Raw genomic sequence first — 26,975 nt, 5'->3', positions numbered from 1 at the left:
TATAATAGTAGAAGATTTAATCCATTGCTGCTTGTGCTAATAAATTTAAATAGTTCCACGGACGATCAAAATGAGGTTGGAAGAAGAAGTCGGATAGAGCTAAATCTTCAACAGTCATTTTATTTTGAATGGCTAAAGACAATGTATTTGCTGACTGAGTGATATCATATTTCGACATTAATTGACCGCCTAATATGCGTTTTGTATCCTTGTCAAAAACCAATTGCATCATAACTTTTTCCGTTGTAGGCATAAATTCTGGACGGTAGTTATCTTCTAAATATGCCATATCAGCATTAATTCCTTGAGCTAATGCATTTTCTATGGTTAAACCGGTTGATCCTATTTTCCAACCAAATAAGTATAATCCAGACGTTCCTTGAGTCCCACGATAAGCTAGAGTTGGTTTTTTAATATTTTTTCCAACTAATAAGCCTTGTCTAACGGCGTTTGTTGCTAAAGGAATATAGTTATCTGATTGTGTTGGGTTATAGTGAACAATTGCACTATCGCCTGCAGCAAAAATATCAGGTTGACTTGTTTGCATATACTCATTCACTTTAATCGCACCATTAGGTAATTTATCCACTTTGTCACCTAATAATTCTGTCGAAGGTTTAAATCCAACACACAGAATCACCATGTCAGCTTCAAATGATTTAGAAGCCGTATGTACTTTTTTCACATTAGAGTGCTCATCGGATTCAAAGTGTGCCACATTTTCTCCTAAAGCTAGTGTGACTCCTTGGTTCAATAACTCTTGTTCTAGTTTATCTGTAAATGGTTTGTCTAAATATTTATTTAATATACGGTCAAGACCATCGATTAAGGTTACGTTTTTACCTGACTCGACAAACGCTTCAACTAACTCAATCCCAATATATCCACCACCAACCACAACGATTCTTTTGGCATCTTTAGCAGAGTCGATGATTTTATTTGCTTGATTATAATTTTTACATAATAAAATGTTATTGGCTTCAATTCCTGGAATAGGAGGAACAATAGGCCATGATCCTGTTGTCATCACTAATTTATCATATGACGTAATGCTTGTTTCATTTGTTTTCAAGTTGACAGCTGTCACTTGTTTAAGTTCAGTATCGATGGATGTCACATTATGCTCCATGTTTACTGTAGCACCTAGAGAAGCTAGCTCCTCAGGATTTGAGTAGAATAAGTCTTGCGCGTTTTTGACAACGCCACCAACGTAGAGCGCGATTCCACATGATAGGAACGACACATTATCGTTTCTTTCATAGACAATCACTTCAGCTTCTGGTGATTCTTTTAAAATACTTTTTACCGCAGATGTCCCTGCATGAGTACATCCTATAACAACAACTTTCATTGTATCCACCCTTACATGTATTTTTTATCACAAATATATCGATATGTGATATGTTCAAAATATAACAGAAAGTAAAATCAATGTATAACATTATGCTTGTGAATGACAAAGTATAAAAAGGGGTATTAATAAAATTTATGCTCATTAAATATCAAGTGTTTTGTGTTATATAGAGTTAGTTATGTAACATGAATGAACAGGTATCAAAAAAGATGTCTATTCTCTTTTTTTATAAAAAATTCACAATGTTATATGATATACCAAATATTTTTTTTGATGTTTTTCTTTATAAAAGATATATCTTATTTTATAATGGATAGTAAAGATAATGAGATAAGGAGTGGGTATCATGTTAACATTTCCAGCTAATTTTTTATGGGGGTCAGCAGCATCAGCACCTCAAACAGAAGGGCATTCATTAGGTAATGGAAAAAGTGCGACAACGTGGGATAAATGGTTTGAGTTAAATCCTGAGAAATTTCATGCAAATGAGGGACCAGAAAACACGTCTAATGTGTATGAGGAATACATTAATGATATTAAACGAATGAAAGAGATTGGATTAAATTCTTATCGTACCTCTATATCATGGGCAAGATTGTTACCGGATGGGAAAAAGATTAATCAAGAAGCTGTGGAGTTTTATCGAGATTACTTTCAAACGATGTTAGATGAAGGGATTCATCCAATCGTTAATTTGTTTCATTTTGATATGCCTTGGTGGCTAATGGAAAAAGGGGGTTGGGAGACAAGGGAATCAGTCGAAGCATTTCATTTTTATGCTAAAACAGCTTTTGAGTTATTTGGTGACTTGGTGAGTGATTGGGTAACATTCAATGAACCACTCGTTCATATTGAATGTGGGTATTTATATGGTTATCACTACCCAGCTATTGTTGATTTTAAAAAAGCGATTCAGGTTGGCTTTCATACACTGATGGCACATGTTTATGCAGTTAAAGCATTTCGAGATAATCGAAATGATGGCAGAATTGGTATTATATTAAACGTGACCCCTACATATGCTAAAAGTGATAGAAAACAAGATCAAGAAGCAAAAAGAAAAGCAGATTTATTAATAATAAAAAGTTTTTTAGATCCATGTGTATTAGGAACTATTCCGGCTGAATTAAGTGACTTATTATTAGAAAATGATTTAACTCCTGATAGTTTATCAGATGATAAAAAAATGATTTCTCTTAACCTTGTTGATTTTATCGGGATAAATTATTATCAACCAATGAGGGTTCAAGCCCCTAGAGAAATTCGACACCCAGCGATTTTCCCAACGGATTTTTATGAGCCATACGATTGGCCTGATAAGAGGGTTAACCCTTATCGTGGATGGGAAATTTATCCAGAAGCGATGTATGATGTGGCTATAATGATGAAAAACGATTATGGTAATATTCCGTGGTATGTATCAGAAAATGGAATGGGAGTCGCAGATGAAGAGCGTTTCATGGATGAATCTGGTATGATAATAGATGATTATCGAATTGAGTTTATGAAAGAGCATTTAGAATACCTACATCGAGGAATTGAAGAAGGTAGCAATTGTTTTGGTTACCATACATGGACATTTGTAGATTGTTGGTCATGGCTAAATGGTTATAAAAATCGTTATGGTTTTTATCGTATTGATTTAGAAAATTATTATAAACGTTCATTGAAGAAAAGTGGGTTATGGTTTAAAGAATTATCAAAAAGTAATGGATTTTGAGGTGATGACATGACAAATTTAGCTGTATTTGATATAGGAGGCACTGCTGTAAAATGTGGATTATGGGAAAATAATCAATTATCTTACCAATCTAAATTTATAACATCTAAAACATTGGATGATTTAGTAATGGATATGAAAAAAGTAATAAATCACTATCCTGTTGATATAGAAGGAATTGCTATTAGTGCACCCGGTGCTGTCAATGCCAGTACAAGAAAGATTGAAGGGATTAGTGCAGTGAAATACCTACATAATTGTTCTATTTTTGATATTTTTGAGAAGGCATTTCGTCTACCTGTTAGAATTGAAAACGATGCAAATTGTGCAGGCATCGCAGAAATGAGTTTAGGTGTAGGAAAAAATATAGAGAATGCTTTATTTGTTGTTTTGGGAACAGGCGTAGGTGGAGCTATATTTATCAATGGCTCGTTGTATAAAGGAACCCATTTATTTGGTGGAGAATTCGGATTGATGAAAAATCATACTAATCAGATATTAAGTGAAACAGGCACAATAGTCCGAGTAGCAGAAGCTTACTATAAAAAAACTGGTGAAAAAGTGGATGGAAAACAATTATTTGAATTAGCAAAGAAGAAAGACTCATTAGTCTTAGCATTATTAGACACTATGTATGAAAATATTGCACAAATACTTTATGATTTACAGGTTGCAATTGATCCAGAAATGATTATTATAGGCGGTGGTATTTCAGAACGTAAAGAAATGATTGATGAACTTGAAAAACGGTTGTATCATAAGCTAGCAAGTGTTCATTTACCAAATATTATGCCGCAAATAGCAGCTTGTCAATTTAGAAATGACGCCAATTTAATTGGCGCTGCGACAAATTATCTAAACACTATATAAAAAAACCACATAAAGTGGTTTTTTTATATAACAGAAAACGCGTATGTTGTTTTCCATGTTTTAATTTGTTGCTTTTCTAAATCAATGTTTCCTAAGTTTGGGTGATTAACGATATCTGGAAGCTCCTGTGTTTCAATGGCAATCCCTAATTCAGAACACATTTTTTTGCCAGAAACAGATTGATTCATTTCAAAACCTGTTGTGGAAAAAATAACAACTGCTTGACGATCAGAGGAGATGCTAATGTTTCTTCCGTTACTTGGTTCACTTAATATAATTTGTGGTTGATTATCTTGTAATAAAAAGGCATCATCAAGACCATGTGAGAGTTCTTTCAAAGCGTGACTTAACAAGCGTGGTTTTCTAAAATCATAACCACTGTTATCAACCTCTAGTAGTTTTCCCGTCGGGATACTTTCATGGTCAGTTTCTAAGTATTTATCTGAGTGGATTTGTAGCATATGGTTTGTAATATCTTTTTTTGCTTGACCGTTTAAATTAAAGTAAATATGATTTGTTGGATTAATAATAGTATGACTATCTGAATGAACACTTGTTGTCATTTCAATCGAATCACTTGTTACTTTGTAAGAATTTTTGACATAAATTGGTCCAGGATAGTCAGTTAAGGTATCCTTTAACATAAAATGAACAGTGATTGACTCTTCTACTACTTCAACATCAAACAACCAAAATTGATGCCACCAACCATTACTCCCACCGTGTAAATGATGATTTCCATTATTTTTTTCAAACTGTTTATGGTTCCATATACCATTTTTGATTCGTCCGGCAACAGGTCCTACAAGTGCTCCAAATTGAGCTGTGTCAGTTAGTATTTCTTGTGGTGTATCTGGAGAAAGTAGGATATTTTCTTTTTTCCCTTGTTTATCAGGAATAATCCATTCTTGAATTCGAGCTCCAAAGTCAACAAACGTTACAGTATGATCTTTTACGGATACTGTGACATAATGAATATTCGTCGCTTTATCATGTTTAATAGTATAATTCATCGTTGTTCCTCCCAAATTTTTTTTAAATAAGCCATTGTAATCTCTTCTGTATTTTGAATACAGTGTACTCTTTTGTTATTAGAGTAATCTTGTGTTAAAAAAAGTAGCAGAGAAGGGTTATGGTTTAACTCAGTTTTATGATCGACTATCATGATATCACTAGATTGATTGCTTAAATCATCTAAAGTAAGAATGTTGGTTTCATAATTTAAACCCAATTGTTTTAAAACGTTTTTTGCAAGAGGATTGTCTGAATAACAATTTATTTTAATCGATAAATGTTCCATCTCACTAAACAAATTGTCAATTCCTGGATAAAGGTCTTCAAAATTAAGTTTAGTTAAATAAGTTGAGTAATAGTCATTTTTCTTTTTAATAATGTCCTCTTTTTGGTCTGTATTTAAAGATAAAAGAGAGTGTAACCAATCATTTTTTCTAAAAATAATTTGTTCCTCATAAGATAGATTATCTGGCAAAAAAATATTAAAAAAATTAAAATCGTATAAAAAGCTTTCATAGTGCATATGTGTTGTATCTGTGATGATACCATCCAATGCGAGTGTGACAGTAGAAAACACTTGTTAGCACCTCTTTATCATATAGTTATAAAAATTACTATTATAATAGTCATTTTAACGAAAAAAAAGGCAATTGTCACTTGGATAGTAAAGCCTAATTAGATTAACTATAATTATGTTTTATGTGTTATATATATTATTTTATATTTAAAGTCAGTTATTTTAGGTTATATTTGACTTGTATATACCCTTAGATTATAATCATTATAAATAAGATTTTAGTTAATCTAGAATCAAAAATTAAATGGAGGGTTATGATTATGTCATTAATTGGAAAAGAAGTTGAAGAGTTTAAAGCACAAGCTTACCATAAAGGAGAATTTGTTTCTGTTTCTAATGAGGATTTTAAAGGACAATGGAGTATTCTGTGTTTTTATCCAGCTGATTTCACATTTGTTTGTCCTACAGAACTTGAAGATTTACAAGACCAATACGCAACGTTAAAAAGTTTAGGGGTAGAGGTTTATTCTTGTTCAACAGACACACACTTTACGCACAAAGCATGGCATGATACATCTGATGCGATTGGTAAAATTGAATATATTATGATAGGAGACCCCTCACATGTTATTTCACGTCAATTTGATGTACTAGATGAAGCAGCAGGGGCCGCACAACGTGGTACATTTATTATTGATCCTGATGGTGTGGTTCAAACCATTGAAATCAATGCTGATGGTATTGGACGTGAAGCAAGTGTTTTAGTTGATAAAATTCGTGCAGCACAATATGTACGTGAAAATCCAGGGGAAGTTTGTCCTGCTAAATGGAAAGAAAATGGTGAAACATTAAAACCAAGTTTTGATTTAGTTGGAAAAATATAAGGAGAAAAACATGTTAGATAATGAAACAAAAGCACAATTAAAACAGTATTTAGAATTACTTGAATCAGATATTGAGTTTAAAGCTAGTTTAGATGAGAGTGAGCCATCTAATAAAGTACGAGAATTTTTGACTAGTGTTTGTGAATTATCGTCACGTCTAACTCTTGTAGAGAGTAGTCTGAACAGAACACCAAGTTTTGAAGTCAACCAACCCGGTCAAACAAGTGGTGTGACGTTTGCAGGACTACCTTTAGGACATGAATTTCCTTCTTTTATATTGGCTTTATTACAAGTTAGTGGGCGAGCACCTAAAGTAGAAGAATCTGTCATTAAAACCATCAAAAAAATAGATCAACCATTATCATTTGAAACGTTTGTGAGCCTAACTTGCCATAATTGTCCAGATGTCGTTCAAGCACTAAATATCATGAGTATTGTTAATCCAAACATTTCTCACACGATGATTGAAGGCGGTATGTATCAAGACGAAGTTGATGAAAAAAAAGTCATGGCTGTGCCTACCGTTTTTCTAAATGGTGAAGAATTCTCAAGTGGACGTATGGAATTAAGTACTATTTTAGAAAAAATTCTTGGTAGTGTTGATATCAGTGATATCGATCAAGAAAATCCATATGATGTGCTTGTGATTGGTGGAGGACCTGCTGGTGGAGCTGCCGCCATTTATGCCGCAAGAAAAGGAATCCGTACTGGAATGGTAGTTGATACATTTGGTGGACAAGTGATGGATACGCTAGGCATTGAAAATGTCATCGGAACTCCTTATATAGAAGGTCCGCAGCTGATGAATCAGATAGAAGAGCATGTGAACCAATACAATGTTGATATTATGAAAAATCAACGAGCAACTGATATTCAAAAAAATGAGTTTGTCGAAGTGTCTCTGAAAAGTGGCGCAGTGATAAAAACAAAATCATTGGTTATCTCAACTGGTGCTAGATGGCGAAACATCAACGTACCTGGTGAAAAAGAATTTAAAAATAAAGGGATTGCCTATTGCCCTCATTGTGATGGACCGCTTTTTGCTGGAAAAGACATTGCAGTTATTGGTGGAGGAAATTCTGGTATTGAGGCTGCTATTGATTTAGCTGGTATGGGAAAACATGTTTATGTACTAGAATTTTTACCTGAATTAAAAGCCGATAAAGTGTTACAAGATAAGTTATATTCATTATCCAATGTTACGGTAATAACGAATGCGGCAACTAAATCAATTGAGGGTAGTGATAGTGTTGAAAAATTAGTTTATGAAGATGTTAATACGAAAGACCAACATGAATTAAATGTCAGTGGTGTGTTCATTTTGATTGGGTTAGTACCCAATACAGAATGGTTGCCAGACACAATTGATACAACAGATCGTGGTGAAATCTTAGTTGATAGCCATGGTATGACTAATGTTCCAGGCATTTTTGCTGCAGGAGATTGTACAAATAGTGCGTACAAACAAATTATTATCTCTATGGGAAGTGGTGCAACAGCTGCTTTAGGTGCGTTTGATTATTTAATTCGTCAATAACTAAAAAAACTGATTCCGATTATGGGGTCAGTTTTTTTTTGCACGCTATTATGTTTTACATAGTAGTTGTATTGTGATATATTGTATTCAGTAGTTGGTATGACATAGTAGTGGAGGAGAACATGAAACAAACTCAATTATTAAAAGGGATTCTTGAAGGGTGTGTACTATCTATCTTAAAAGATGAGACAACATATGGTTATGAATTAGTTCAAAAATTAATTCAGTTTGGGTTCGCCGATTTAAGTGCGGGGACAGTGTATCCTTTATTACAAAAATTGGAAAAGCAACATATGATTTCTGGTGAACTAAGAGCCTCGCCAGATGGCCCAAATCGTAAGTATTACTCGCTCACAGAAGAGGGAATAGACCGTTTGGAAGAGTTTGATGATCAATGGGAAAAACTCAGTGACATTGTGAATGTCATATTAAAAAGGGGATAAGGTAATGATAGAGGAAATGATTGAAAAAAATAATGAGTTAAGAGATAAATTAACACCAGAGAATAAAAAATATTATGAGAAAATATTACTATATACACGATTTAAAGGATTGTTTGGCGATGATGAGATTATTGAAACGGCATTATTAAATATCTTATATGATTTACTTGATGCACAAGAATCAGGTATTTCAGCTGAAGATTATTTCGGTAAAGAACCGAAAAGTTATTTAGATGAGTTGTTCAAAGAGATGCCACAAGTTCCTTTAAGAAAAAAATTATCCATATTTTATATGGTGTTTGGAATTAGCTCAGGATTTTCTTTATTTAGTACACTCACACAAAGAAATCCTTCAATAAATATTTTGACCATTTTATTAAATGGAGTACTTAGCATGTTGTTAGTATTTAGTGTGTTTAAATATTTAGAAAAAATGACGTTTAAAGTCAGTAAGCAATCAAAAATTCTAGAATATATAGGTGCTTTCGTTATTGGCGGATTGTTAACAGTGGGCTACATTGGTTCGGTTATGATAGGAAATAGGTTTTTATCTATTCCGCTTCCTTTATACCTGTCAATTTTTGTTATAGTTATTGCAATGATAGTTGTTTCGTATGTTATTATCAGAAGAAAAAATAAACCCTATTATAGTTACCTAGTCTTTGGTTGGGGAATTACTTTTTTTACTACAATAAGTAGATTGCCACAGACACAAAAATGGTTTGAATCAGAGCCTGTCATGATAGGAAGTATCATAGTGATATTATTAGGTAGTTTTTTAACTGCAAGATTTTCTCAAAAATCTATTTTAGAAGAAGACAAATAAAAAAGAAACTCGTAAATTTACGAGTTTCTTTTTTTGGTTCTATTTTAACCAACTTTCAACTTTATCTTGGTTGTTGTCGACCCATTCTTTTGCAGCTACTTCAGGACTTTCTCCTTCATTAATAGCTAACATGACTGTTCCCATATCTTCGGTTGTCCAGTTGAAGTTTTTTAGGATTTTATAAGCTTCTGGCGAATCATCTTTCAACCCTAAACGAGTAAATGTGTTAATTTGTTCAGGAGCGCCCATCGCTTCTTTAGGATCTTCTAAATATTTTAAATCATATTTACTAAACATCCAATGAGGAGTCCAACCTGTAATAATAATTGGTTCTTTATTTTTTATCGCTTTATCAAGAGCAACAACCATTGCTCCAGAAGAAGATGTTTCAACTTTCCAATCATTTAAGTTTGGATAAGCTTTAATTGTATTATTAGCAGCTGTTACGACTCCAGCGCCAGGTTCAATACCCGTAATAGTTTTATTAGCTTGGTTTGATAAATCTTCAATAGAAGAAACATCCATATAACTAGGAACAACTAAACCAACTTTTGCTCCTTCTAAGTTTGGACCAAGAATATCAATTTTGTCTTTATATTGATCAGCTTGAGCTTTGTGAGTACTTGGCAACCAAGCAGACACACTAGCATCAGCTTTTCCTGTTGCAACAGATTCCCACATAATAGCATTATCTAGTGGTGTTGTTTCAACATCAAACCCTTGACGTTTTAATACTTCGGCTAAGACATGTGTTGAAGCAACTTCTGAATCCCATTCAACATAAGCCAAGTTAATTTTTTTATCACTTGATTTATTTGAAGCTAGGAACATAGATGACCCAATGGCAGCAACTAAAACTGCAACAGCTGCAATAATTGTTACTTTTTTCTGCTTAGGATTTGTAGCTTTTGTTTTTTTAGCACGTGGTTTATTGACATACTGTGTGAATCGATCAATGATAATCGCTAAAATAACTAAAGCTAATCCATTAACAAACCCATTACCAACTTGTGCACGTTGTAGGGCTGATAATACACCTCGACCTAAACCAGGAGCACCAATCATTGATGCAATAACTACCATTGATAGGGCAAGCATTGTTGTTTGGTTAATACCAGCTAAGATAGTACTTTTTGCTAAAGGTAATTCCAATTTAAATAATTTTTGCTTTCCTGTACTACCAAATGAATCGGCCGCTTCAACTAATTCTTCTGGGACTTGGCGAATTCCTAAATTGGTAAAACGAACAGTAGGTGGTAATGCGAAAATAACGGACGCAAAAACCCCTGGAACCATCCCAATACCAAAGAATGCAACAGCTGGAATTAAGTAAACAAAACCAGGCATTGTCTGCATAAAATCTAAGATAGGAGTTAAAATAGCTTGAGCTTTATCACTTTTAGCCATTAAAATTCCAAGCGGCACACCAATAATAATAGAGAGAACACTTGAAATTAAAACTAGTGTCACTGTATTCATTAAATCAGCCCAGAGACCTTGGTTTAAAATAAACAATAGACCAAGGACTGTAAAAACAGTTAGCCCTTTTTTCTTATCTGAAATATAGAAAGCTAGAGCAGTCATTAAAATAATAAAAATCAGTGGTGGAATGGCCATTAATAAATTTGTCATGCCCCCCATTATTTGTTTCCCTAAAGTTTCAATCAAAGCAAATAATCCTGAAAAGGTATTTGTAAACCAATCTGTGATATTTTCTACCCAGTCTGCAACTGGTAAAGCATTCATTAGTATACTATTCATTATCCATCACCTCATTTTCATCAGTTGTTTCAGCTAGTGCTTCAATCACGCTTCCTCGAATCACAACACCTAACAAGCGATCGTTATCTTCATTGTCAACAACAGCTAGTGGTGTTGGAGAATCATAGATGAGAGGGAAAATATCACTAATTAGCATATCTTTTTCCACTGTAATAATATTTTTATCTAAGACATCATGTAGTGTTTGTTTGTTTTTTCTAGCTTCTGCAGCAGCATCTGCTGTAATAGTACCTAGTAATTCACGTTTTTTATTTATAGCAACTAACATACTAACTTCTTCACTTCTCATACGTTGTAGGGCAACGTTTGGTCCATCAATATCAAGATTAGTTGTTATTGCAGGCACCATGATATTTTGTGCCGTTAAGACTTTTGAACGGTCAACATCTTCAACGAATTCACGGACGTAATCATTGGCTGGATTTGTTAGGATTTCTTCACCAGTACCAATTTGCATAATTTGACCATCTTTCATTAAAGCAATTCTATCACCAATTCTTAAAGCTTCATTTAAATCATGGGTGATAAAGATGATGGTTTTTTTCACTTTATCTTGCAATTCAATTAACTCATCTTGCATTTCACGACGAATTAATGGATCAAGAGCTGAAAAGGCTTCGTCCATTAATAAGATTTCTGGATCATTTGCTAAGGCACGTGCTAATCCTACACGTTGTTGCATCCCACCTGATAATTGATCAGGGTATTGATCTTTAAAAGTAAGTAAACCAGAATTTTCTAATGCTTTTTCGGCACGTTGTTGTCGTTCTTCTTTTTCAACACCACGAACTTCTAAACCATATTCTGTATTTTCTAAAATTGTACGATGTGGAAATAAGCCGAAATTTTGGAATACCATACTCATTTTATGACGTCTTACTTCTCTTAATTCATCTTTATCAAGTTTGGCAATATCTTGTCCGTCAATATAAATATCACCAGAAGTTGGCTCAATAATTCGATTAATTAGCCGAATTAATGTTGACTTACCACTACCAGAAAGCCCCATGATAACGAAAATTTCGCCTTCTTTGACGTCGAAATTAACATCATATACACCAACAGTTGCCCCAGTTTCTTTGACAATGTCTGTTTTGGATTTTTTTTCTTTTACCATTTGTAAAGCAACCTGTTGTTGTTGTTTTTTACCAAAAATTTTGGTCAAATTTTCAACCTTTACTTTAGTCATTACAAAACTCCTTTATATAATTTCTTTTTTACTCGAAGTGACCACACTATGTTATAACGAAATGGTCACTTTGTCAAAGATAAAAAAGCCTTATTATCATATTTTCTGAAAATAAAATGATAATAAGGCTTGATATAACTAGGATTCAGATGGATAAAAAAAATTTGAGAGACGTTGTTTTGAAAATTCATCTCCAATGAAATATAAAATGTCACCAGCAGTTATTTTTGCGTAAGGACCAGGTGATACGAGAAGCTGTTGGTCATGTAATATAGCGACAACTGTTGCGGATGTTTCTTGCCATATATTTAAGTCTTTGATGGTTTGATTGAGATACTTTGCTTCGTTTGTTAAAAGTAGCTCAGATGGAAGAAGTGGATTGGCATGATTGATTTTTTTTGTTTGAGAAACAAGTAAATTCGCTAAATCAGTTAAGTCATCCAATTCCTTTTTTTGTTGTTGAATATTCATTAGTAAGTCTTGTTTGATTTCTTCAATATTTTGGACATCTTTATATTGTGATAAAAAAGAAGTTGCTTTTTCTTTTGATGCTACAATGACACCACTGCCATGTTTGACTTCCATAATACCAACATCAACTAAAATATTGACAGCTTTTCTGGCTGTTTCGGGTGATACACTAAAAGTATTAGCTAAAGTTGATCTGGCATGAATTTTGTCACCAACTTTATAGTAATTCGTATCAATTCGTTCAGCAATTTCAATTGCCACTTGTTGATACTTAGGTAATATAATTTTTTTATGTTTGACCATGTTGCTCGACCCTTTCTACGTTACTTATTATCGCTATCGTACTAAAAAAAGAACTAAAATGCAAAAAGGTTTTTTATTGACTAACTGGTATTTGGATTCTAATAAACATATTTCTCTCTAGTTTTGAAGTATGTGACATTTTTCTGATAACTTCACATAAATAGTCACCATTAATTCGTCTGTGTGAGGTAGTCACTTTGTCTTTAAAGGCTATGAAACATCTTTTTTTCTTTAACGAAAGACTGATAGTAATCAATTACAAATTCGCTAGATTTTAAAGTCACAACATTTGATAAATGGTTCAAATCAGCCGAACAAAAAACGAAAAAATTATTGGAGTAAAGAGTATCTTGAAGTAAATCAATCTGTTTGATGATAGACTCAACATGACTGAACTGTCTCAGATATCTTTCATATTACATGCTCGATAAATCATAGATATTGACATCAATTGTGTACGTATATAGGTAACGAGTTGGGAATGATTGGTATTCAAAAGATTGAATTTCTCTATTTTTTTGGTAAATCATGTTATTATTTAAAAATATTTCAGTGATATTGATTTGTTGCTGAATTTTTTTGTTGTTCTTTTAATGCGTTAAGATTTAACGCCAATGTTTCATGTATCCTTGGCTCATACATGTGCGACTGTTGTGAATCGCACTCCATCATTATTACAAGCACCAGCAGGATTTATCACAGCAGAAAAATTAAACGAAGTAGAATTTACTACTTATCCATTACATATGTATAAATAAAAATAGGGTAAACCGCGGGGATACTTTTTAAGTATTTACCGCAGTCTTTTAGATTATTTCGCTAAACGAGTGTTCTTATCTTGTCTTAGAAAAAAAATGATGATATGATTATTCTTTAATAATGCAGTTCCATGTTGAAAGGAATGAACATCATTGTCTGAAAAAATTCGACAACAAGAAGAAGATTATTTGAAATCAACGTATCATCAGTTGCAGAAAACACAGAAAACACTTAGTGAGTGGTTAAATGAAACAAAGCAATCTGGTCAAACGATGATGAGCAAAATTACAGAAGACATTAAACTAAATGTAGATGGCATATCTGATAAGTTAGATAGTTTTTCGCAAATAGAAATGAAAAATCGTGAAATTGATCAGTATAATATCAAAATTAGAAATGGTGAAGTCACTTTAGATAAAGTTAATCGATTATTAGAAAATCCATATTTTGGAAAAATTAAAGTCGATTTTTTAGATGAAGAAGAGCCAGAGTCTTTTTATATTGGGATGCATGGTTTTTCAGATGCTAATAATGATAACTTGATTTATGATTGGCGCTCTCCAATAGCTGAATTATTCTATAATAATGAAATAGGCCCTTCATTATATAACGTGAGAGGAAATGCCATTGAAACATCCATTGAAGAACGACGTCAATTTGTCATTGAAAAAGACAAGCTGATTACTTATTTCGATACGATGGTGTCGATTCAAGATGATGTATTGCTCGATGCTTTAGCAAAAGATGATACCAAAAAAATGCGGGACATCACAGCGACAATTCAAAAAGAACAAAATGTGATTATTCGTGACACAAGTACGCCTTATATGTTAGTCAATGGAGTGGCAGGTAGTGGGAAAACATCAGCTATTATGCAACGAATCGCGTACTTACTATATAATATGCAAGATGACATTACCTCTGATGATGTGTTGATACTGTCTCCAAACAAAGCGTTTATTCAATATGTGTCAGACGTATTGCCATCATTAGGAGAAAAAAATCCACGCAACATGACATTGTTACAATTTGCTCAAAGTTATATGCGTCGACATATTGAGTCAGAAGAAAATTATTTCAAACGAATTTCTAAAGAGAGCGTGTCAAAAGAAACAGAGTACTTAAGAGATGGTCAGTTTATTCATTACATAAAAGATAATGTTTATCGAGAGTTTGATAGTAGTAAATTGTTTGATGATATTACACTACGTGATAAAACGATTATTTCAAAGGAACATATCAAACAATTATTTGATGAAACACCAAACAATAGTCCGCATGTTGACCGAGTACAAGGAGTAAAACAACGCTTGTTAAGTAGTTGGAATCAACGTTTAATCAAACAATCTAGAACTAAAAAAATCCATGACCAAGTCACATCTTTAACAGAAGAGCAACAAGAAAAATACTTTGGGCATTTAATCCAAGATGATTCTGAAAAAAGCTTAACACGTTATGCTGAACAACTTTTAAGAAAGAAATATAAAAAAGTAACACAGCAAATCAATCGTTATCGTTGGCTAAATCAGGAGATTTTATTTAATGAATTATTTAAAGGATTTTCGGGTGTCACATATCAAAGACAAATGGCTCCTATTACGTTAGATGAAGCTATTGCAATATTGACGATTACACATTATTACGTAGAACGACTTACTATGCCAAATATGCGATTTGTCTTAGTGGATGAAGTACAAGACTACACTCCAGCACAGTTACAATTCTTACTGTTGTTGTTTCCAAAAAGTGATTTTACTATGGTGGGGGATGAGAATCAGGCTATTTTTAATACAAACACACCATTTAAAGCAATTGAAGCATTGTTTACCTCTGATGGTAAAGAATTAACGACCTATCAACTATTGACGAGTTATCGTTCGACAGGGGCTATTACGAAAGCATTTAATGAATTATCTTTATCAAAAAATGCAACAATTGTGCCAATCAGACCACAAGGAGACGAACCTGTGCTGATTCAGTATAACGAGTTATCTGATATCAACACAATCGTAACGGATATTTTAACAGAATTGAACGGCGAAACATTAACCATTATTGTTAAAACAGAGGACGAAAAAGAATTACTTGAACGTTGGTTTGACGAGTCATTGAATGTGCAGGTGACAAGTATTAACTTAGCTAAAGGTCTTGAATTTGATAATGTGCTACTCTGGGGTGCGTCAAGTGAGCATTACCATGACATTAGAGATCAAAAAATACTATATACAGCCTTTTCTCGTGCTATGAATCGACTGTATATTGCGTACGATAAAAACATCTCGCCACTTCTATCTTATTTATTTTAATATTAATAGACAGACTACTTATCACCCGATAAACTAGGAGGTAAGTAGTCTTTTTTAGGAGGGAAAACATGGTTGGTTGGGTTTATTTTTTCATTATTATTTTTGCAAATAGTATAGGTGCCGTATCAGGTATGGGTGGAGGAGTGATCATCAAACCATTATTTGATACATTAGGATTTCATGACGTATTAAGTATTTCATTTTACTCAACTGTAGCTGTTTTAAGTATGTCGATCGTCTCAACAATCAGGCAAGCACAAAATGGGATTAAAATAAATTGGTCATTTGCATTATGGCTATCTTTTGGTTCTGTCTTAGGTGGTATATTTGGCAGTCTTGGATTGGACAAATTAGTTGGTATCATGCCTTCTGAAAAGATCGTCTCATTGGTTCAAATCGTCTTGATTGTTGCAACGTTACTCTTTTCATATGCATATAGTAAAAAGCACTGGAGAGGGTACCAGTTAAACAGTACGATTTCTATTCTAGGATGTGGGTTATTTTTAGGAGCGATTGCTAGTTTTCTAGGAATAGGGGGAGGACCTTTAAATGTGGCTCTATTGATGATGCTGTTTCAAGTACCCATTAAAGATGCCACAGTATATTCTATTATTACGATTCTTTTTTCACAATTATCAAAGGTTATCACGATTTCAGTAAGTACCGGATTTTCTCAATTTGATTTAAGTTTACTTATATATATCATTCCAGCTGGTATTATTGGTGGCTTTTTAGGAGCCTATTTAAGTAAAATAGTATCGTCAGAAAAAGTGACGACAATTTATCAATTTGTGATAATTGGAGTTCTTTTTGTCAATTTTTATAATGCGTACAAATTATTCTTATAAGAATTTTAACTTTTGAGGAACAAATGGTCTCTTTTGTCATTTTAAACGCGTTAAATAAAATGTTTTTTTAGATTGTGTGCGTTAGAATAGTCTTTAGTAAGAGTAGAAACAAATACTGGAGGTTATGATAATGTATACAAGTAATGGAAATTATGAAGCATTTGCTCGACCAAAGAAACCAGAAAGAACAGATAAAATTTCAGCTGTTTATTTAGTAGGCTCAGGATTAGCCTCATTATCTGCAGCAGCTTTTTTAATCAGAGATGCTCAATTACCAGGTAATAAAATTACGATTTTAGAAGAGTTACCACTTCCAGGTGGATCTCTTGATGGCATTGATAAAGATCACTATGGTTTTGTTATACGTGGTGGTCGTGAGATGGAAAATCACTTTGAATGTTTATGGGATTTATATCGTTCAGTTCCATCGTTAGAGGTAGAAAATGCCTCAGTATTAGATGAATTTTATTGGTTAAATAAAGAAGACCCCAACTCATCCGAATGTCGCTTGATTCATAGTCAAGGTATTCAATCAGATACGGATGGAAAATTTACATTGACTGAAAAGGGATTAAAAGAAATTATCTCATTGTGTTTAACTAAAGAAGATGACTTACAAGATAAAAGAATTGATGAAGTCTTTTCACAAGAATTTTTTGACTCTAATTTTTGGAAATATTGGTGTACAATGTTTGCCTTTGAAAACTGGCATTCAGCAATGGAAATGCGTCGCTACTTAATGCGTTTTGTGCATCATATTGATGGATTAGCAGATTTTAGTGCATTGAAATTCACAAAATACAATCAGTATGAATCTCTGGTGATGCCATTAGTTGACTATTTAACTGAGCAAGGTGTGACAGTTCAATACAATACAAAAGTTGATAATATCATCGTGAATTGTTCTAACAATCAAAAAATAGCTGAAAAATTAGAATTAATAGTAGACGGTAAAGAACAAACAATCGAGTTAAAAGAAGACGATTTAGTGTTTGTAACAAATGGTTCAATCACTGAAAGTTCAACTTATGGTACACAAACAACACCAGCGCCAATTCCAAGTACAGAAGATCTTGGTGGTAGTTGGAATCTATGGAAAAAATTAGCTGAACAATGTGATGAATTTGGTCACCCAGAAAAATTCTGTGAAAACTTACCAAGTGAAAGCTGGGTTATATCAGCTACAATTACAACATTAGATAAAAAAATAGCACCATATCTTGAAAATATCAGTAAAAGAGATCCTTATTCAGGTCGTGTTGTGACAGGTGGGATTGTCTATTCTGAAGATTCAAATTGGCGTCAAAGTTACACTATTAATCGTCAACCGCACTTTAAAAAACAACCTAAAGATGAATTAGTTATCTGGTTTTACGCATTGTGTTCAAACAAAGATGGAAATTATGTGAAGAAACCAATTACCTCATGTACTGGTGAAGAAATAGCGAAAGAATGGTTGTATCATATCGGGGTACCCGTTGATAAGATTGATGATTTAGCTAAAAATTCTGTTAATGTTATCCCAACTTATATGCCATTTATTACGTCTTACTTTATGCCAAGAGCAAATGGTGATAGACCATTAGTTGTCCCAAATGGTTCTAAAAATCTAGCATTCATTGGAAATTTTGCTGAAACGAAACGAGACACAGTGTTTACAACAGAGTATTCTGTTAGAACAGCGATGGAAGCTGTGTATGAATTAATGGACGTTGATAGAGGCGTACCTGAAGTATTCGCATCAGCATTTGATATTCGAACATTACTTCGTGCAACTTATTATTTAACAGATAAGAAAACTCTCCCTGAAATAAAAGTACCTTGGTTAATGAGTAAGGTTGAAAAACATGAACTGAAAAAAATTCAAGGCACATTTGTTGAAGAGTTATTAAAAGATAATCATTTATTATAATTGAAAAAGCAACTTCAAATGAAACTGGAGTTGCTTTTTATTTTTGTCTTAATTGGTTTAAAATATCTGTGGCTGTTTGGGTATTCATATGGGGAGACTGTCTTAGTTTTTCTGTGACTTGTTCTATTTCATCCCCAGTGGCGCCAACTTGTATAGCTAAAGAGCTTGCATGTAATTTCATATGCCCTTTTTGAATACCATCACTAACCAGTGCTTTTAGTGCGGCAAGGTTTTGAGCAAGACCTACTGAAACAATTATTCTAGCAAGTTCTTCAGACGTTGATATAGACATCATATTTAAATTTGCTTGTGCCATAGGAAGAACCGAAATAGCTCCTCCCACGCTACCAATTGACATCGGTAAAGTCAGTTTCCCAACTAAGTACTCATCTTGCACGTGCCATTCTGTCATACTTTGATACGTACCGTTCTTGCTAGCATATGCATGAGCAGCAGCCGAGACAGCTCGCGGATCGTTTCCTGTTGCAATAACAACAGAATCAATACCATTCATGATGCCTTTATTATGAGTGACAGCACGATATGTATCGAGGTTGGCATATTGAGTGGCTTTTTCAATTCTTTGAGCAATGTTTTTCCCACTAGTTGATTGATTTCCAAGTTTATCAAAAGGAATCGAGCAAGTCGAAGTGACAAGGGATTCGGTGTTATAGTTACTCAAAATAGACATCAGTGCTTCACCACCGACTAAATCAACAATAAGTGGGGTGACCCCTTCAAGAATCGTATTAATAATATTCGCTCCCATAGCTTTTTGGACATCTACTAATAAATACACAGTTAAAAATGTATCATCACCGTTTTCAGATTCAAAAATGTCGCAAGTAATCTCTTTTAACCCGCCACCACGTTTTACGATTGATGGGTGAGCGTTATCTGCGACTTCTTTAATTATATCAACCTGTGACAAAATTAGCTTTTTAGCGTCATTTGGATTCGTTACGCCTGTTAAGATAATTTGCCCGCGTTTCAAATAAGTTTCGATAGATGTTTTAAAACCATTGGGTCTAGCTAATTTAGCAGCATTGCTACAAGCAGCTATAACAGAAGGCTCTTCAACAACCATTGGAATGATTTTTTCTTCACCATCAATCAGAAAATTCAGTGCAACACCTAAAGGAAGTGGAAATTGAGTTAATTGATTTTCAATCAGAGAATTAGCCACGTCATTATCTAAAGGTGAATTGTTTTTAAACAAGCAATAGTCTTTGTCGTCTAGATAATGCTCACTAAGTAAGATAGAGAGTCTTTCATCTCGTGTTTTCTTATAAAACTTATTAAATAAATTCGTCACTAAAATACTCTCCTTGAAATTTAGTTTTTACCGTACAGACGTTGATGATTATCAGTACCTTTAAAGAAAAAGATGCCATTGTCTGTTTTATCTTGATTAAACAAATGATTACCATCTGAATCGATGCTTAATTCTTTGGTAAACATCGTCGTATAGTCTTCGATAGATAAATCCATTCTATTGGTTAATAGTTTTTCATGTTCAGCTGCTAATAAAGAATCTTTAAAACCATCAACTAATTTTCCGGTAAATATTTCTGCTACAGCACCGCTACCGTAACTAAAGAAACCAATGCGATCAGTTGCGGTAAGAGAAGATGACGCATGTTCAATCAAGGACATAAAACTTAAATACAATGAACCAGTGTAAATATTTCCGATATCACGAGAGTAGTTTGTACTATATTGGTAGTTTTCTAGTAATAAGTCTTTGTTTTTTGGTGCCTCTTTCTCCAAAACTGGTAGTAAAGCTTTTTTCCCCATTTTGGTATAAGGTAAATGGAAACAAAAAGCAGAAAAATCTTCTAGTGATAGATTAGTCCGTTTAGAATATTCTACCCATAACTCACTGAAAAAAGAAATATACGCTTCATTTGAGAATTTGCCATCGACAATGGCTGTTTTAGAATAATTTGGTCGCCAAAAATCAAAAATACTTTTTGTCATAGAAACGGATACTTCCTCAATTTCTAAAATACTAGGTGAAGAGCTGATAATCATTGCAATAGCACCAGCTCCTTGTGTGACTTCGCCAGAACTATTTAGTCCATATCGTGAAATATCTGATCCAATTACTAATGCTTTTTTATCTGGATGCAGTTTAACAAAGTCAACAGCCATCATTAAACCGGCTGTCGCACCATAGCATGCCTGTTTTAAATCAACTGATTTTGCAAAAGGATGGATGTCTAGTAGTTGATGAATAAATGAAGCAACTGATTTTGATGCATCGACACCTGTTTCAGTTCCAACAACGATTAAATCTATGTTATTTAAATCATTTTTTGTAAGTAGAGGATAGGCGGCATTTGCAGCCATGCTGACTGTATCTTGACTTATAGGAGGAACAGACATTTTTGATTGTCCAATGCCTATAGTAAATTTATCAGGATCTACCCCACGATAATTTGCTAGTTCTTCTAATTTAATATATGTGTTTGGGGTGTAAAAATTTATTTTATCTATACCAACCATACATTTAACCTACTTTCTTTTAGAATAAGAGTCATTTATAAGTATTCTATCATAGAAAGAGATAAAGAGTGGAACTTCTTCAGTGATTTTAGTAATCTCTTAAAGTATAAAAAAACAGAACTCTTAAAAAGAGTTCTGTTTAGTATATTTTTTAATTAAGCTTCTTCAGGTTTAGCATTAACTAACTCAGGTTCTGCAACGATATCGTTAGCTTCATCTTCAACAGGAGCAGCCATTTCAACTACAGCACAAATTTGTTCTTCTGCATCTGTAATGATTGTAAACTCATCATGTTTAGGAATATCAGCAACTACTAAAGAATCTCCAATTTCTAAATCTTCAATGTTTACTTCAACACGTTCTGGTAATTTATCTGGAGTAGCTGATACAATAACACTATATAAGTTTTGTTCTAGAATACCACCAGATTTAACTCCTTTAGAAGTTCCAACAAGTGATAATTCAGCTTCTACTTCAGTTTCTTGAGACATATCTACTGCTAAGAATTCTACGTGAATCCATGATTTAGTGAATGTATCTAATTCATAAGTATGTAATAATGTACTAATTTTTTTACCGTCTAACTCTAATACATAAACAGCATTTAATCCATTTTCACGAATATCTTTTTCAAGTTGACGGGCATCAACAGAAATTGATAGATTTTGTATACCGTTACCATTTACAGCTCCAGGTACACGTCCTTCTTCTCTAAGTTTTCTGCGGATAGATCTTGGTCTAGTTGCTCTTTCTTCTACTTTTAACACTACTGACATAAATAATTTCCTCCTTTAGAATATAACATCTTAATTAGTTCGTTATTTAGTTCATGTAGACGTAATCGTTGTGATGAGCTAATCGATTAATCTAGGTGATATTGATAAGTGTGTTAAATTTATCAATAACGAACAATAAGATTATATTATACCTTTTGAGGCAATCTTAATAATTAAATACTAATTAATAAGTTAAATATGGTGACTAAGGACTTAAGCAATCCATATATTGCCTGCTCATCATGGTTTTAAACCACACTATAATATAAGCTTATGAACTAACCATACGACGAAAAGAAGAAAAGGTCAAGTGATATAGTTTTAAACAAAAAAACAAACTCCATGAGTTTGTTTTTTTGTTATGATAAAGAACTAAATAAATATTCTCTTACTAATTGTTCAGTAGCGTCAATAGAATCTTTATGGGTTCTTTCATAAGCATGACTTGACTCTATACCTGCTCCAATTAGCCCGTGTTTAACATCTGCTCCAGCTTTCATTGCAGCAGATGCATCACTACCATAATAAGGATAAATATCTAATTGGTAAGGAATTTTTTTCTCCTTGCACAGTGACACGAAATGATTTCGAAGGTCTACATGATAAGGACCACTAGCATCTTTGACACAGATAGATACGGTGTGTTCATCTGTTTGTTGATCATCTCCCATAGCTCCCATATCAACTGCAACATATTCAACAACTTGAGAATCAATATTTGAATTTCCACCATAACCGATTTCTTCGTTATTTGAAAAGAAGAAATGGGTTGTGTATGGCAAGGTTTGTTTGGTTTCTTTTAGATTGATTAAAAAATTTATTAGAATAGCTGCGCTAACTTTATCATCTAGATGACGAGATTTTATATATCCTGATGGTGTAATAATTGTTCTTGGATCAAAACTAATAAAATCTCCTACTTGAATACCAAGTTGTTCTGTTTCATCTTTTGAAAATACTTTTTCATCAATTCTAACTTCCATATTTTGTTGGTCGCGTTTAGCTGTTCCAGCATCTTTATAAACGTGAACACTAGTTTGATGCATTAAAATCGTACCTGTGTAGTCTCCGTTATTTTGAGTATGAATTGTGCAGTATTCACCTTCAATTGAATTGAAATGAAACCCACCAATTAAGTCCAATTTTAACCTACCATCTGGTTTAACGGCACGAACCATAGCACCTAACGTGTCAATATGAGCAGTAATAAATCGTTGTTTCTCTTGATTTGTTCCAGGAACAGTGATTATTAAACTTCCTTTATTATTAATACAAGGCTTATAACCAGATTTATTTAATAGGTTACTAATAAATGCAATAATTTTTTTAGTATCTCCCGTTGGAGAAGGAATATTGGTTAATTCCTTTGTTAATTCAATAGTATCTTTATACAAATGACTCATCCTTTCTTTTTAATTAAGGGTAGATGAATCATTCATAAAAAGCAATGCTTATTTTTTATAGGATAGATGGTTATGTTTTTGTTGAGAGCGACGATAACTTTTTTCATCCCAAAGCATTAACCATAATAATACAAGTGGGGTCAATATAATTAATGCAACATCTAATCCCATATTACCTAAAATAACACCAATAATTAAGACAATTAAAATTAGAGCATATCTTCTGATAGCAAACATAAAACCACTCCTTAAACTATTTGATAGAACATATGTTCTTATCTTTGAATATATTATACAAACATCCGTTCCCTTTGTAAAGAAAAAAATAAAGCATAGTGTTATGCTTTATTAAATATGATTTCTATAAAGTCCAACCACTTTACCTAAAATAGCGACACTGTTTAAGATAATTGGTTCTAATGTATCATTTTCCGGTTGTAATCTAATATGATTTTTTTCTTTAAAAAACCTTTTACATGTTGCTTCATTTTCATCTGTCATAGCAATAACAATTTCACCATTAATAGCAGATGACTGTTTTCTTACAATGACATGATCACCATCAAATATCCCAGCATTTATCATACTATCTCCACGAATGGTTAACATGAATAAACTGTTTTGTTCATATTTTAAGTCAGGAGGTAATGGGAAAAAATCTGATGCTTCTTCAACAGCTAAGATTGGCTCACCTGCAGTTACAACACCAAGCATTGGAATAAAAGGAGAGTTAACGCCAATCATTTTTAACCCTTCATTTGTTAATTCGATTGCTCTGGGCTTAGTTGGATCACGAGTAATCAATCCTTTTTTTTCCAAACGTGATAAGTGACCATGAACAGTAGACGTTGATGAAAGGTTAACAGCTGTTCCAATTTCTCTTACAGTTGGAGGATACCCTTTTTTTTCAACTTGTTCATGAATATATTTTAAAACGTCTAATTGCCTAGAAGAACGTTTAGTTGACATGATGATACCTCATTTCCTTTTTTTTGAGTGTAACATAATTTTTTCTTAAAATCAAACGCATGTTCGTACGTTTGAACGATATATAATTGTTTTTTTATCTTTTTTAAGCTACTATTTAGGTAGTACTTTAAGGAGGTCGTGACTTATGTTAAGTGAAAAAAAATTAGCAAGAATTAATGAGCTAGCAAAGAAAGCAAAAACAACTGAGGGACTAACTGACGTTGAAAAAAAAGAACAACAATTATTGAGGGAAGAATATTTACATAGTTTTAGAAAAGGTATGAGAAATCACATTGAGGGAATGAAAGTAGTCGATGAAGAGGGGACAGATGTTACTCCTGAGAAATTAAAACAAATCCAAAAAGAAAAAGGATTACATGATCGATAAAATTGCATGTGTTATTTCTATAAAAACGCTTGTAAAATAATATTATTAGATGTAAAATACAATAAAGGTAAAAAAAACCTAAATAGGAGGGCGTTATATGTTATTTGATCAAATTGATCAACTAGGTGTGAATGCAATTCGTACCCTTAGTTTAGACATGGTTCAACAAGCAAATTCAGGACATCCAGGATTACCCATGGGGGCAGCTCCAATGGCTTATACTCTTTGGACAAAATTTTTAAAGGTCAATCCTAAAACATCAAGACAATGGGTAGACCGTGATCGTTTTGTGTTATCGGCAGGACATGGTTCTGCAATGCTTTATAGTTTACTTCATTTGTCAGGTTATAACTTACCAATGGAGGAATTAAAAAAATTCCGTCAATGGGATAGTTTGACACCAGGACATCCTGAAGTTCATCATACAGATGGGGTAGAAGCAACAACTGGTCCATTAGGTCAAGGAATTGCGATGAGTGTTGGATTTGCGATGGCAGAAGCGCACCTCGCTGCAACATATAACAAAGATCAATTTAATATCGTTGACCATTACACGTATGCTTTATGTGGTGATGGTGATTTAATGGAAGGTATTTCTCAAGAAGCAATCAGTTTAGCTGGTCATTTAAAACTTGGTAAATTAATTGTGTTATATGATTCAAATGGTATTTCATTAGACGGACCATTAGATAAGTCATTTACGGAAGACGTTAAAGGTCGTGTTGAATCATCAGGATGGCAACACATTTTAGTCAAAGATGGCAATGATTTAGAAGAAATTGCGAATGCTATTGAATCCGCACAAAAAGAAACTACAAAACCAACCATGATTGAAGTCAAAACAGTGATTGGGTTTGGTGCTGAAAACGAAGGGACAAACAAAGTTCATGGTGCACCACTTGGAGCTGAAGGTGTGGCGTTTGCTAAAAAATCTTACGGTTGGGATTACCCAGCATTTACTGTACCAGAAGAAGTCGCAACACGTTTCCACGCTGATATGGTAGAAAAAGGTGAAAAAGCAGAAGCAGAGTGGCAAAAACAATTTGCTGATTATAAAGCTGCTTATCCAGAACTAGCGAAACAATTTGAAGAAGCCTTCAAAGGTGACGTGACAGTTGATTTGGAATCTGTTTTACCAACATATGAACTTGGTGAAAGTGCGGCAAGTCGTGTGACAAGTAAAGAAGCCATTCAAGTCTTATCTAAAGAAATCCCATCATTCTGGGGAGGATCTGCCGATTTATCATCATCAAATAATACCATGGTGGCAGCTGAAAAAGATTTTGAACCAGGACAATATGAAGGCCGTAATATTTGGTTTGGGGTTCGTGAATTTGGTATGGCAGCAGCAATGAATGGGATTGCTTTGCATGGTGGAACACGTGTCTATGGTGGAACATTCTTTGTATTCGTTGATTACCTACGTCCAGCGTTACGTTTATCAGCGATTCAAAAAGCCCCTGTCACATTTGTGTTAACACATGATTCGATTGCGGTTGGTGAAGATGGTCCAACGCATGAGCCAATCGAACAGTTATCAAGCTTACGTGGGATACCAAATGTAAACTTAATTCGTCCAGCTGATGGCAATGAAGTATCAGCTGCATGGAAATTGGCCGCAACGTCAACGGAGACACCAACTGTTTTAGCTTTATCAAGACAAAACTTACCTGTTCTTGAAGGAACAAAAGAAAAAGCCTATGAAGGCGTGGGACGTGGAGCATACGTATTATCTCCATCAAAACGTGACACACCAGACGGAATCTTAATCGCGACTGGATCAGAAGTTAAATTGGCAATGGATGCTCAAAAAGCGTTGTATGAAAAAGAAGGCGTGGATGTGTCAGTCGTTTCAATGCCATCGACTACTTTATTTGACGCACAAGATACAGCTTATAAAGAAAGTGTGTTACCTTCATCAGTGAGCAAGCGTGTATCAATCGAAATGGGTGCAACATTTGGTTGGGAACGTTATGTTGGCTTGTCTGGAAAAACGATGGGCATTGATCGATTTGGTGCCAGTGCACCTGGCAATAAAGTGATTGAAGAATACGGATTTACAGTAGAAAATGTTGTAAAAACATTTAATTCTTTATAATAAAAAAACCCGGTAGTTTTTAAACTTTCGGGTTTTTTTGTTTATTATGATATAATTTATAATTAGTTAGTGGTGTGAATAGATAGTGTTGTATAATA

24 protein-coding genes are annotated in these 26,975 nt (G+C 33.6%); 12 read left to right on the top strand and 12 right to left on the bottom strand.

Annotation, left to right across the window (positions count from 1 at the left end; all coding sequences use genetic code 11):
* Positions 1 to 16: 16 nt before the first annotated feature.
* Positions 17 to 1,351 carry an FAD-dependent oxidoreductase gene (locus tag MN187_RS06980; RefSeq protein WP_242093687.1) on the bottom strand — a complete coding sequence of 445 codons (1,335 nt, stop codon included), beginning with the start codon at positions 1,349 to 1,351 and terminating at the stop codon, positions 17 to 19.
* 349 nt (positions 1,352 to 1,700) lie between these two features.
* Between MN187_RS06980 and MN187_RS06975 the strand changes: the two genes are divergently transcribed.
* The gene (locus MN187_RS06975; protein WP_242093685.1) at positions 1,701 to 3,074 is read left to right on the top strand and encodes a glycoside hydrolase family 1 protein; all 1,374 of its coding nucleotides are present in this window, start codon (positions 1,701 to 1,703) and stop codon (positions 3,072 to 3,074) included.
* 9 nt (positions 3,075 to 3,083) lie between these two features.
* A complete protein-coding gene (locus MN187_RS06970; RefSeq protein WP_242093683.1) occupies positions 3,084 to 3,944 on the top strand; it encodes an ROK family protein in 861 nt (286 codons plus the stop codon).
* A gap of 23 nt (positions 3,945 to 3,967) precedes the next feature.
* On the opposite strand, the gene MN187_RS06965 is transcribed toward MN187_RS06970, so the two are convergent.
* Together MN187_RS06965 and MN187_RS06960 are read right to left on the bottom strand one after the other, a co-directional pair.
* Positions 3,968 to 4,957 carry an aldose epimerase family protein gene (locus MN187_RS06965; RefSeq protein ID WP_242093681.1) on the bottom strand — a complete coding sequence of 330 codons (990 nt, stop codon included), beginning with the start codon at positions 4,955 to 4,957 and terminating at the stop codon, positions 3,968 to 3,970.
* Positions 4,954 to 5,535 carry a beta-phosphoglucomutase gene (locus tag MN187_RS06960; RefSeq protein WP_242093679.1) on the bottom strand — a complete coding sequence of 194 codons (582 nt, stop codon included), beginning with the start codon at positions 5,533 to 5,535 and terminating at the stop codon, positions 4,954 to 4,956. The genes MN187_RS06965 and MN187_RS06960 overlap by 4 nt, the downstream gene beginning before the upstream one ends.
* 260 nt (positions 5,536 to 5,795) lie before the next feature.
* Between MN187_RS06960 and ahpC the strand changes: the two genes are divergently transcribed.
* The 4 genes from ahpC (at position 5,796) to MN187_RS06940 (ending at position 9,165) form a co-directional block, all read left to right on the top strand.
* On the top strand, positions 5,796 to 6,359 hold the full coding sequence (gene ahpC / locus MN187_RS06955) for an alkyl hydroperoxide reductase subunit C (RefSeq protein ID WP_242093677.1): 564 nt from the start codon (positions 5,796 to 5,798) through the stop codon (positions 6,357 to 6,359).
* A 10-nt stretch (positions 6,360 to 6,369) separates the two neighbouring features.
* Entirely contained in the window at positions 6,370 to 7,896 is a 1,527-nt protein-coding gene (gene ahpF, locus MN187_RS06950; protein WP_242093675.1) for an alkyl hydroperoxide reductase subunit F, read from the top strand.
* 122 nt (positions 7,897 to 8,018) lie between these two features.
* On the top strand, positions 8,019 to 8,339 hold the full coding sequence (locus MN187_RS06945) for a PadR family transcriptional regulator (RefSeq protein WP_242093674.1): 321 nt from the start codon (positions 8,019 to 8,021) through the stop codon (positions 8,337 to 8,339).
* Between the two features lie 4 nt (positions 8,340 to 8,343).
* On the top strand, positions 8,344 to 9,165 hold the full coding sequence (locus tag MN187_RS06940; RefSeq protein ID WP_117973106.1) for a DUF1129 domain-containing protein: 822 nt from the start codon (positions 8,344 to 8,346) through the stop codon (positions 9,163 to 9,165).
* 39 nt (positions 9,166 to 9,204) lie between these two features.
* Here the strand turns inward: MN187_RS06940 and MN187_RS06935 are convergent, their stop codons facing one another.
* The 3 genes from MN187_RS06935 to MN187_RS06925 form a co-directional block, all read right to left on the bottom strand.
* The gene (locus MN187_RS06935) at positions 9,205 to 10,926 is read right to left on the bottom strand and encodes an ABC transporter permease/substrate binding protein (protein WP_242093672.1); all 1,722 of its coding nucleotides are present in this window, start codon (positions 10,924 to 10,926) and stop codon (positions 9,205 to 9,207) included.
* Positions 10,919 to 12,136 (bottom strand): quaternary amine ABC transporter ATP-binding protein, encoded by a 1,218-nt coding sequence (locus MN187_RS06930; RefSeq protein ID WP_117973104.1) that lies wholly within the window; start codon positions 12,134 to 12,136, stop codon positions 10,919 to 10,921. Before MN187_RS06930 ends, MN187_RS06935 begins: the two co-directional genes overlap by 8 nt.
* 138 nt (positions 12,137 to 12,274) lie before the next feature.
* The gene (locus tag MN187_RS06925; protein WP_241699186.1) at positions 12,275 to 12,910 is read right to left on the bottom strand and encodes a GntR family transcriptional regulator; all 636 of its coding nucleotides are present in this window, start codon (positions 12,908 to 12,910) and stop codon (positions 12,275 to 12,277) included.
* A gap of 614 nt (positions 12,911 to 13,524) precedes the next feature.
* On the opposite strand from MN187_RS06925, the gene MN187_RS06920 reads away from it, so the two are divergent.
* The 4 genes from MN187_RS06920 to MN187_RS06905 all read left to right on the top strand — a co-directional run bounded on the left by MN187_RS06920 (position 13,525) and on the right by MN187_RS06905 (position 18,735).
* Complete coding sequence (locus tag MN187_RS06920) at positions 13,525 to 13,668, top strand: hypothetical protein (RefSeq protein ID WP_158559439.1); 144 nt, start codon at positions 13,525 to 13,527, stop codon at positions 13,666 to 13,668.
* A gap of 153 nt (positions 13,669 to 13,821) precedes the next feature.
* Positions 13,822 to 15,975: a HelD family protein gene (locus MN187_RS06915; RefSeq protein ID WP_242093670.1), complete on the top strand. Its 2,154-nt coding sequence runs from the start codon at positions 13,822 to 13,824 to the stop codon at positions 15,973 to 15,975.
* 68 nt (positions 15,976 to 16,043) lie between these two features.
* Positions 16,044 to 16,823: a sulfite exporter TauE/SafE family protein gene (locus tag MN187_RS06910; protein WP_241699183.1), complete on the top strand. Its 780-nt coding sequence runs from the start codon at positions 16,044 to 16,046 to the stop codon at positions 16,821 to 16,823.
* 130 nt (positions 16,824 to 16,953) lie between these two features.
* Complete coding sequence (locus MN187_RS06905; protein ID WP_117973100.1) at positions 16,954 to 18,735, top strand: oleate hydratase; 1,782 nt, start codon at positions 16,954 to 16,956, stop codon at positions 18,733 to 18,735.
* A 37-nt stretch (positions 18,736 to 18,772) separates the two neighbouring features.
* Here the strand turns inward: MN187_RS06905 and MN187_RS06900 are convergent, their stop codons facing one another.
* The 6 genes from MN187_RS06900 to lexA all read right to left on the bottom strand — a co-directional run bounded on the left by MN187_RS06900 (position 18,773) and on the right by lexA (position 24,391).
* The gene (locus tag MN187_RS06900; protein ID WP_117973099.1) at positions 18,773 to 20,050 is read right to left on the bottom strand and encodes a hydroxymethylglutaryl-CoA reductase, degradative; all 1,278 of its coding nucleotides are present in this window, start codon (positions 20,048 to 20,050) and stop codon (positions 18,773 to 18,775) included.
* Positions 20,051 to 20,070: 20 nt separating this feature from the next.
* Positions 20,071 to 21,243, bottom strand: coding sequence for a hydroxymethylglutaryl-CoA synthase (locus MN187_RS06895; protein WP_241699182.1), 1,173 nt, complete (start codon positions 21,241 to 21,243; stop codon positions 20,071 to 20,073).
* Between the two features lie 155 nt (positions 21,244 to 21,398).
* Positions 21,399 to 22,019 (bottom strand): 50S ribosomal protein L25/general stress protein Ctc, encoded by a 621-nt coding sequence (locus tag MN187_RS06890; RefSeq protein WP_117973097.1) that lies wholly within the window; start codon positions 22,017 to 22,019, stop codon positions 21,399 to 21,401.
* Between the two features lie 359 nt (positions 22,020 to 22,378).
* Positions 22,379 to 23,413, bottom strand: a complete 1,035-nt coding sequence (locus MN187_RS06885; RefSeq protein WP_117973096.1) for a M42 family metallopeptidase — start codon at positions 23,411 to 23,413, stop codon at positions 22,379 to 22,381.
* A gap of 57 nt (positions 23,414 to 23,470) precedes the next feature.
* Positions 23,471 to 23,659, bottom strand: coding sequence for a hypothetical protein (locus MN187_RS06880; protein WP_117973095.1), 189 nt, complete (start codon positions 23,657 to 23,659; stop codon positions 23,471 to 23,473).
* 111 nt (positions 23,660 to 23,770) lie between these two features.
* Positions 23,771 to 24,391 carry a transcriptional repressor LexA gene (lexA, locus tag MN187_RS06875; RefSeq protein WP_117973094.1) on the bottom strand — a complete coding sequence of 207 codons (621 nt, stop codon included), beginning with the start codon at positions 24,389 to 24,391 and terminating at the stop codon, positions 23,771 to 23,773.
* A gap of 145 nt (positions 24,392 to 24,536) precedes the next feature.
* Between lexA and MN187_RS06870 the strand changes: the two genes are divergently transcribed.
* Both MN187_RS06870 and tkt read left to right on the top strand, forming a co-directional pair.
* Positions 24,537 to 24,779, top strand: coding sequence for a DUF896 family protein (locus MN187_RS06870; protein WP_117973093.1), 243 nt, complete (start codon positions 24,537 to 24,539; stop codon positions 24,777 to 24,779).
* Between the two features lie 97 nt (positions 24,780 to 24,876).
* Positions 24,877 to 26,877, top strand: a complete 2,001-nt coding sequence (tkt, locus tag MN187_RS06865; protein WP_117973092.1) for a transketolase — start codon at positions 24,877 to 24,879, stop codon at positions 26,875 to 26,877.
* Positions 26,878 to 26,975 lie beyond the last annotated feature (98 nt).

This window comes from Vagococcus sp. CY52-2 (genome assembly GCF_022655055.1).
Classification (GTDB): Bacteria; Bacillota; Bacilli; order Lactobacillales; family Vagococcaceae; genus Vagococcus.
This window is presented reverse-complemented; position numbering and strand designations above follow the sequence as displayed.